Here is a 7,567-nt window from a genome sequence, read left to right on the forward strand (position 1 = left end):
ATTAAAACGCTTTACTACTATGTAATCCGGGTATGCAGGACGATGAACGCGGGCGCGTCGGGAGGACTTCGCAAACAAGAGTATGTCGGGTCGCAAAATATGCTCCGCAACTGATTCTGGTATTTCTGCCAAATCCAACTTTTCTTGCGTCCGATGCGCGTGCTTAAGAATGCCTAATGCAGAATCATCGTTTCGAACCAGTAGTGATTTAGTCTTAGTTTTTTTGAGGTCATACTCGATATACCCCAAAAAGCTAAAGCGGTTATCAGATAGCCAGGATAAAAAGGCAGTCGCTTCTGATAGTTCTTTCTCCGTAGCGCGGGAGTGACCTTTTTCTTTCCAGCTATCTGTTATGGCAGTGACTCGCCCAAGCATTTCATCGTAGTCATCTACGGCATCGGCAACTTCACTCAAAACGGATTCAAGCTCCGCCTTTAAGCTAGTTAATTCTTCTTGACTGTTAACCCGATCAGCCTCAATAACCATTAACGCTTCAACATTGCATTTAGGGCTTGATGAGGCGTTATCAATCGCTTTTAAAGAGCCCTTATCATCACGTGTTGTATGCAAAATGGTATGTTGAATGCCTTGCACTCGCAGATTCTTATCAGCAAGCGCCATTCTGATAGAGTCAACGATAAACGGAATGTTGCGCATGAGCACGCTTATAACGGTGTGCGGACTTTGCCATCCGCTGACCTCAAGTCCAGGGTTGTCGATTTGAACAATCGCATCAGTCTTAAGTGACGAGTTGACTAGACGCCACTTGCTAACAAAATAGCCAAATACATCGACGATGGACTTACCAACAAACTCCTGGGTATAGGCTGATGCCAATACATATTCGATAAAATCGAGAAGAGGTTTCTGCTCTTGTTTTGGCATTGTTGATGCCGCGTGCTTACTAAGAATTTCAAGTATTTCTTGTTGTTCCTGAGTTTCTATCAATTTCATGTTTAGCAAAAACCTCGAAAGTCGTTGACAATCCCGCTAATTCACAATTTTATGAGACGTTTTAGAATGTCGATTAAGAATAGTTCATAGGGCTGAAATTGCGTATTAACGCGCCATGCAATAACGTAGCAACCTTGTAATAATCAATCAGTTGAGACTCATCCAACATGCAAGCCAATCAAGTATTTTCGTCTCTAAAGACGCAACTGTCGTCAACCATCATTGGACAGGAACATTTGGTGGACTGTTTGCTGATCGCATTGCTAGCCGATGGCCACTTGCTTGTAGAGGGGGCGCCAGGGCTTGCAAAAACAAAGGCAATTAAGTCTTTGTCAGATCAAATTGAAGGCGACTTCCAGCGTATTCAATTTACACCGGATTTGTTGCCTTCTGATATTACAGGCACCGAGATCTATCGAATGGAAACAAACTCGTTCGAATTTCAGCGCGGACCGATTTTTCACAACCTCGTACTTGCAGATGAAATTAATCGTGCCCCAGCTAAAGTACAAGCCGCTTTGCTTGAAGCAATGGCGGAGCATCAAGTGAGTGTAGGTAAACAGACTTACCCGCTTGATGATTTATTTTTAGTGATGGCAACACAAAACCCAATTGAGCAAGAAGGCACTTACCCTCTCCCTGAAGCGCAGCTTGACCGTTTTCTCTTGCATGTAACGATCGATTATCCATCTGCGGAAGCAGAAAAGCTTATTTTGCGTTTAGTCCGAGATGAGCTCAAGAAAGCCGCCAGTGAAGCTGAGTCTGGAATCACATTAAGTAAAGCGGTTATCCAACAAGCACGACAAGAAGTTTTGGGTATTCACATGTCTGAAGCTGTTGAAGATTATATTATTTCCCTTACGACGGCGACGCGAGAGCCAAGAAGATTTAGCGAAGAGCTTGCACGTTGGGTCGAATTTGGTGTGAGCCCCAGAGGCACAATTTCACTCGATCGTTGTGCACGGGCCTACGCATGGATTAAAGGAAAAGACTTCGTCTCACCTCAAGATGTGAGTGCTGTGATCCATGATGTTTATCGCCACAGAATTCTGCTTAGCTTTGATGCCGAGGCAGAAGGCGTATCTGTAAATGACGTTATCGACCATTTGTTGTCGTGCGTCCCCGTCGCATAAGCTTTCATCACGATCGTGCCCGTAATATCCGACAAATTGATCAACGCAGGTGTTTATGTCAGCGTTGAATCGCTCGTTAAACTGAGTTCGACAGCGCGTCGTTTGAGTTATTTTCGGGCGCGTGTTGTTAAGCAGCAACAAACCGGCTCGCATCACTCCCGCTTCAAGGGGCGCGGGATGGAGTTCGCAGAAGTACGTCCCTATCAAGCGGGTGACGATGTGCGAAGCATCGATTGGCGTGTAACTGCGCGCAAACAATCTACGCATACAAAGCTATTCCAAGAAGAGCGAGAGCGTCCTGTTGTGGTTATCTGTGATCAGAGCGCTTCTATGTTTTTTGGTAGCCGCGGTTGTTTAAAATCTGTACTCGCAGCGCGATGTGCAGCACTATTGTCTTGGAGTGCGTATGCGCATAATGATCGCGTAGGCGGAATAATTTTTAACGATCAACAACTACTCACTATCAAACCCGGTCGTAACCGCAAGTCTATTCTTCAGTACATCAACCATGTCGTTGCGTTAAACAACGAACTAAGTGCAGAGACCTCGGCATCAGCGCCTCAACTTAATCGAAATCAACAATTCACCCTAGCGCTCAAAGAAGCTTGCCAAGTCATAAAGCCGGGTACCTTGATATTTGTTATTAGTGATTATCACAAGCTTGATGCCACCGGCGAGCGCCATCTAAATACTTTGGCTAAGCATAATGAGCTTGTATTGCTACGCTGCACAGACCCCTTAGAAAAGAATTTGCCAACAGGGGGTGCACTTCCGGTGTCAGATGGCGATCATACCTTTTACGTTCGCGGACAAGACGAGGGTGCTCGTAAGGTCTTATCTAATTGGGATCAAGCAATTACTAATCGCGTCGAACAGCTGTCGCGTAATAGGAATGTAAATGCTTGGGAGTTGAACACGAATCTCGACTTTGAGCGTCAACTTGCTGAAATTTCTCGGCAAGTTTCGTTAGGAGCATCATCGCGATGAACGAGCTCCCTATTCACGACATTATTACTCAGCCTGCTATTTCATGGTGGCCGCCATCTATTGGTTGGTGGGTGCTTGCCGCTCTACTAATTACACTTATTTTTGTGACCGTTAGATTCATTTATGTGCGTCATCGCAATAACCAATGGAAGCGTGTTGCGCTAGCTAAGTTCGAGACTCTTAAATCGCAGGAGTCTCAGACAGTTCAATTAAATCAAGATATTCAAATCTTGTTGAAACAAGTAATTAGTTACGTCGAGAAAGATTCTAGTATTAAATCGCGTCATGGCGCTGAATGGGAAAATTGCTTGTCTTCGCACATTCCTTTGCTCGACCAAGCCGCGTTAGATGCTCTTGGTGATGGAAATTACAGGGCATCGCCAAATCGTATCGATGAACAAGCATTAGAGGACATTGAACGCTGGCTTAGGAAGATAAGATGCTAGATTATATCTCTCAGCTCGAATTGCTCTGGCCCTACGCTCTCCTGCTTGCTTTCGCACCGTTGCTGTTGCAGATACGGAAAGATAGGAATTCGGATAATGACAGCGTTTCAAATGCACCATATATTCACGCATACGTTAATGCGCACTCGGAATACGGTTTTACTCAGTCGCAAACCGGCAAACTTCATAAACGCAAAAAGTCTATTTTAATTTTGTTGTGGCTTTTGCTCGTTATAGCGCTAAGTCGTCCACAACTGCTAGGCCCCGCGGTCGAGCTCCCGCTTGAAGGTCGCGACCTAATGCTTGCTATAGATATCTCTCCGAGCATGAAAGAAGAAGATATGCCTTTGGACGGTTATCGTGCAACGCGCTTAGATGTCGTTAAATCTGTTGTCGGTGAGTTTACAAGTAAACGACAAGGCGACAGATTGGGTCTGATTCTGTTCGGCACAGAGCCTTATATTCAGTCTCCTTTATCCTTCGACACTAAGACGATCAACACCCTGCTTCAAGAGGCGTTTCTTGGAATGGCGGGTCAAGCTACTGCGATCGGTGACGCGATTGGTCTAGCGGTCAAACGTTTAAAAGATCGTCCTGAGCAAAGTCGCGTTTTAATTCTTTTAACTGATGGTGCAAATACTGCTGGAGAGATCCCTCCTGAAAAGGCCGCAGAGCTCGCAGGTAGTCTTGGCATTAAAATATACACTGTCGGCATTGGTGCAGATGAAATGCTGCAACGGAGTCTATTTGGAACGCGCCGAGTTAACCCTTCGGCAGATCTCGATGAGGACTTGTTAAAGCAAGTCGCTGCAACAACGAATGGCGAATACTTCAGAGCACGCAATGTAGAGGAATTAAAAGAGATCTATACCTTGATTGATCAGCTAGAACCTATTGAATCAGATGTAAGAATCTTTCAGCCGAAGCAAGCGATCTCACATTATTTTCTTGCTCTCGCACTACTGATTTTTAGTGTTTACAAGCTTGTCGTTTTACTCCAAAGAGCAAGCCGCCAGTCTAGTATGCGTGAGGAACAAGATGCTTGATCTAATTCTTCCTCATTTTCTTCGACCGGATTTTTTGTATTTATACCTAGCCTTACCTTTTGTTTGGTGGTTGCTAAAACGTGGCGCAACGCAAGACAATTCCTGGACGAAACATATCGACTCAACACTGCTAGAGGCAATTCAGGGCGGAACTCTTGAAGCCGGGAAAAAAACTAAGCAACCGTCTCGAGCCATCGGCGTCATTATTTTTGCTCTCTTGATTTTTGCCTTATCCGGCCCGAGCTGGAAGCAAACGAAAACACCTTCAGTCCAGCCGAGTGATAACGCTGTTGTAATTTTAGACTTGTCACTGTCTATGATGGCGGAGGATACCGCGCCTTCGCGTCTCGTCCGTGCAAAGCAAAAAATAATAGATTTGTTGAAACTGCGATCTGGTGGATCAACTGCACTCATTGCCTTCTCGGGCGATAGTTTTGTCGTCACTCCGCTCACTGACGACACAAATACGATTGAAGCCAATCTAAAAGCACTAGCACCTCTAATAATGCCTGTTATTGGGAGTCGACCTGACTTGGCTGTTACGCAGGCAGTTTCTGTAATGGAAGATGCTGGATTCAACCAAGGTAAAATTTTTTTATTTACTGATGGCGTCGCAGAGCATCACTCGAAACGCATAACCGAAACATTAAATTCTAAGCTTTTTTCGCTAGATATTATTGGTGTCGGAACCGAATTAGGCGGCCCCATCAAGCTTCCGGATGGACGCGGATATCTTAAAGACAAAGGCAGTGTTGTCATTCCGAAGCTAGAGATGGCTCAATTAACATCGCTGGCTACATCTCATCGTGGCCAAGCAGAACGCTTGAGTCTGGATAGTAGTGATCTATTAAATCTCAGAGCCGACGATCTGAGCACGGAGCTTAATCCGGAGCTCAATGAACGGGAATTCGATCAATGGCAAGACATGGGATATATCTTTTTAGCGATTGCTCTGCCACTCATTCTATTAGCTTATCGCCAAGGTGCACTGCTGCTTGTTTTGATCTTTATACTTCCTGACGAAGCGTCTGCATTTAGTACAGATACATTATGGAAAAGCAATGACCAGCAGGCGCAAGAACTCTATGAGAGCGGCGACTTCGAAGGTGCCGCCGAACAATTTGAAAGCCCGCTACATAAAGCAGATGCGTATTATCGTGCAGAAAAGTATCAACAAGCTGCAGATATTTATAGGGCTTATGATGACGCGACAAGTCAATATAATTTAGGAAATTCTGCCCTACTCCAAGGCAATGTTGATGAGGCGATTAGTGCTTATGAGCAAGCGTTGAACCTTAAACCTCAGTTCACCGAAGCGGCAGAAAACAAAGCGATCGCTGAGCAGATTAAGCAACAGCAAGAACAACAGAACCAAGACGGACAGCAGAATCAAGACGGGCAACAAAATCAAGACGGGCAACAAAATCAAGACGGGCAACAAAATCAAGACGGGCAACAAAACGCTGAGAAGAATGGCGATGATTCGGGAACTCTTCAGAACACTGATGATATTAAAGATCAGAACGAGGAACAATCTAATGCCGCCTCGCAACAGACTAGTAATGATGAGACGAACGAAAAACTTAGTGCACAACAATCACAAGCGCTCGATGAGCTTGATCAACAGCAAGCTGGCAGTGATGATAGTGGTGAGTTTGCTGCCTACAGTGATCAGTTGAGTGATGAAGAACGTCGCTCATATGAGCAATGGATGCGCAGAATACCTGACGACCCTTCTGGTTTGTTAAGGCGTAAATTTGAACAACAGTCTCGCGACAGAAATAACCAAAACAATCCTGAGGAGCCATTATGGTAAAGGCGCTCTTTCACTCCTTTATGAACATCTCGTTCTTATACTTATTAGTAATGATGCCCAATGTGCATGCTGCAGATGAGACAACTCTCGATATCAGTATCGACAAAGATAAGTTGTATCAGAACGAAATTTTAAACCTCACCGTTACAGCGCGAGCCGAAATGGGCTTTGTTGGTGGCTTGATGAGTTTAGGGGGTATGCAAATAGATGCACCTGACTTCCCTAATCTCGAAGAAGCCTGGACGATATTAGACCGTCGCCAAAGCTATAACATGCAATCGATTAACGGTAAAACTGAGAGCCTTATTACCTGGCGTTATGCACTAAGCCCAAAAAGCGCCGGAAGCTTAACAATCCCAGAAGCTAGCTTTAAGGACGCAAAGAGCGCGCCGGTTAGCATTGAGGTAATTGCAGGGAGTCGTCCGCATAGTGATGCTCAGCCACCATCTGTATTTTTAAAAGCGAGTATCGATAAACCAAGCCCCTACCTGCAAGAACAAATTATTTATACTCTCGAGCTCTACACGCTCGGCGAAGCTCGTGGCGATATGTCTGAACCACAAAATTCAGATTTTATTATCGAGCCATTTGGAGAAACGACCAAGACTTACAAAATGGCATACAACCAGCGCTACGAAGTATATGAACGACGTTATTTGCTGTTCCCGCAAAAAAGTGGCGCACTAAGTCTTGCGGGCCCTGAATTCACCGGAACCGTCGTTGATTCTAGGACTCGTCGAAGAGCTCGTGCTCGCGAGTTAGCAAACTCAGTCGAGTTCGACGTAAAACCGCCTCCCGCTGAATTTTCAGGCAAAACGTGGCTTCCAGCATCAAGCCTGGCGCTCACTCAATCGTTCGACCCTGAGATCTCAACGCTTGAAGTGGGCGGATCGGTAACGCGAACGGTAACATTATCTGCATTAGGTTTGCTTGGCTCTGCGCTACCCGAACTAGAGCCTCCATCGTCTAATGCGCTCAAGGTATATCCTGATACACCAGAGCTCGACACGATTGAACACTCAGCTGGAGCACAAAGTCAGCGCAAGGAACGACATGCGCTGGTTGCCGTTTCGCCAGCGCAAGCGATCCTACCTGCACTCGAAATAAAATGGTGGGATACGGTAAATGATGTAGAGCGTGTTGCACGTCTACCAGAACAGTCTATCGATGTTGTCGCGGCTTCTA

At 45.5% G+C, this 7,567-nt stretch carries 6 protein-coding genes and 1 pseudogene; 6 read left to right on the top strand and 1 reads right to left on the bottom strand.

From position 1 onward, the window contains the following. Positions 1–954: pseudogene (locus A3762_RS09705) on the bottom strand (NAD-glutamate dehydrogenase domain-containing protein); the annotation flags it as partial. Between the two features lie 167 nt (positions 955–1,121). Between A3762_RS09705 and A3762_RS09710 the strand changes: the two are divergent. From A3762_RS09710 to A3762_RS09735, 6 genes are all read left to right on the top strand, one after another. Beyond that, positions 1,122–2,087: a MoxR family ATPase gene (locus A3762_RS09710; RefSeq protein ID WP_068755192.1), complete on the top strand. Its 966-nt coding sequence runs from the start codon at positions 1,122–1,124 to the stop codon at positions 2,085–2,087. A 15-nt stretch (positions 2,088–2,102) separates the two neighbouring features. Beyond that, positions 2,103–3,074 carry a DUF58 domain-containing protein gene (locus A3762_RS09715; protein ID WP_156493362.1) on the top strand — a complete coding sequence of 324 codons (972 nt, stop codon included), beginning with the start codon at positions 2,103–2,105 and terminating at the stop codon, positions 3,072–3,074. Further along, complete coding sequence (locus A3762_RS09720) at positions 3,071–3,520, top strand: DUF4381 domain-containing protein (RefSeq protein ID WP_068755196.1); 450 nt, start codon at positions 3,071–3,073, stop codon at positions 3,518–3,520. The genes A3762_RS09715 and A3762_RS09720 overlap by 4 nt, the downstream gene beginning before the upstream one ends. Beyond that, a complete protein-coding gene (locus A3762_RS09725) occupies positions 3,514–4,566 on the top strand; it encodes a VWA domain-containing protein (RefSeq protein ID WP_068755198.1) in 1,053 nt (350 codons plus the stop codon). Before A3762_RS09720 ends, A3762_RS09725 begins: the two co-directional genes overlap by 7 nt. After that, entirely contained in the window at positions 4,559–6,382 is a 1,824-nt protein-coding gene (locus A3762_RS09730; RefSeq protein WP_068755200.1) for a VWA domain-containing protein, read from the top strand. The genes A3762_RS09725 and A3762_RS09730 overlap by 8 nt, the downstream gene beginning before the upstream one ends. Continuing rightward, positions 6,376–7,567 (top strand): BatD family protein (locus A3762_RS09735; protein WP_068755203.1); only part of this gene is annotated, 1,192 nt, incomplete at its 3' end. The genes A3762_RS09730 and A3762_RS09735, both read left to right, overlap by 7 nt.

Source organism: Oleiphilus sp. HI0125, assembly GCF_001635355.1.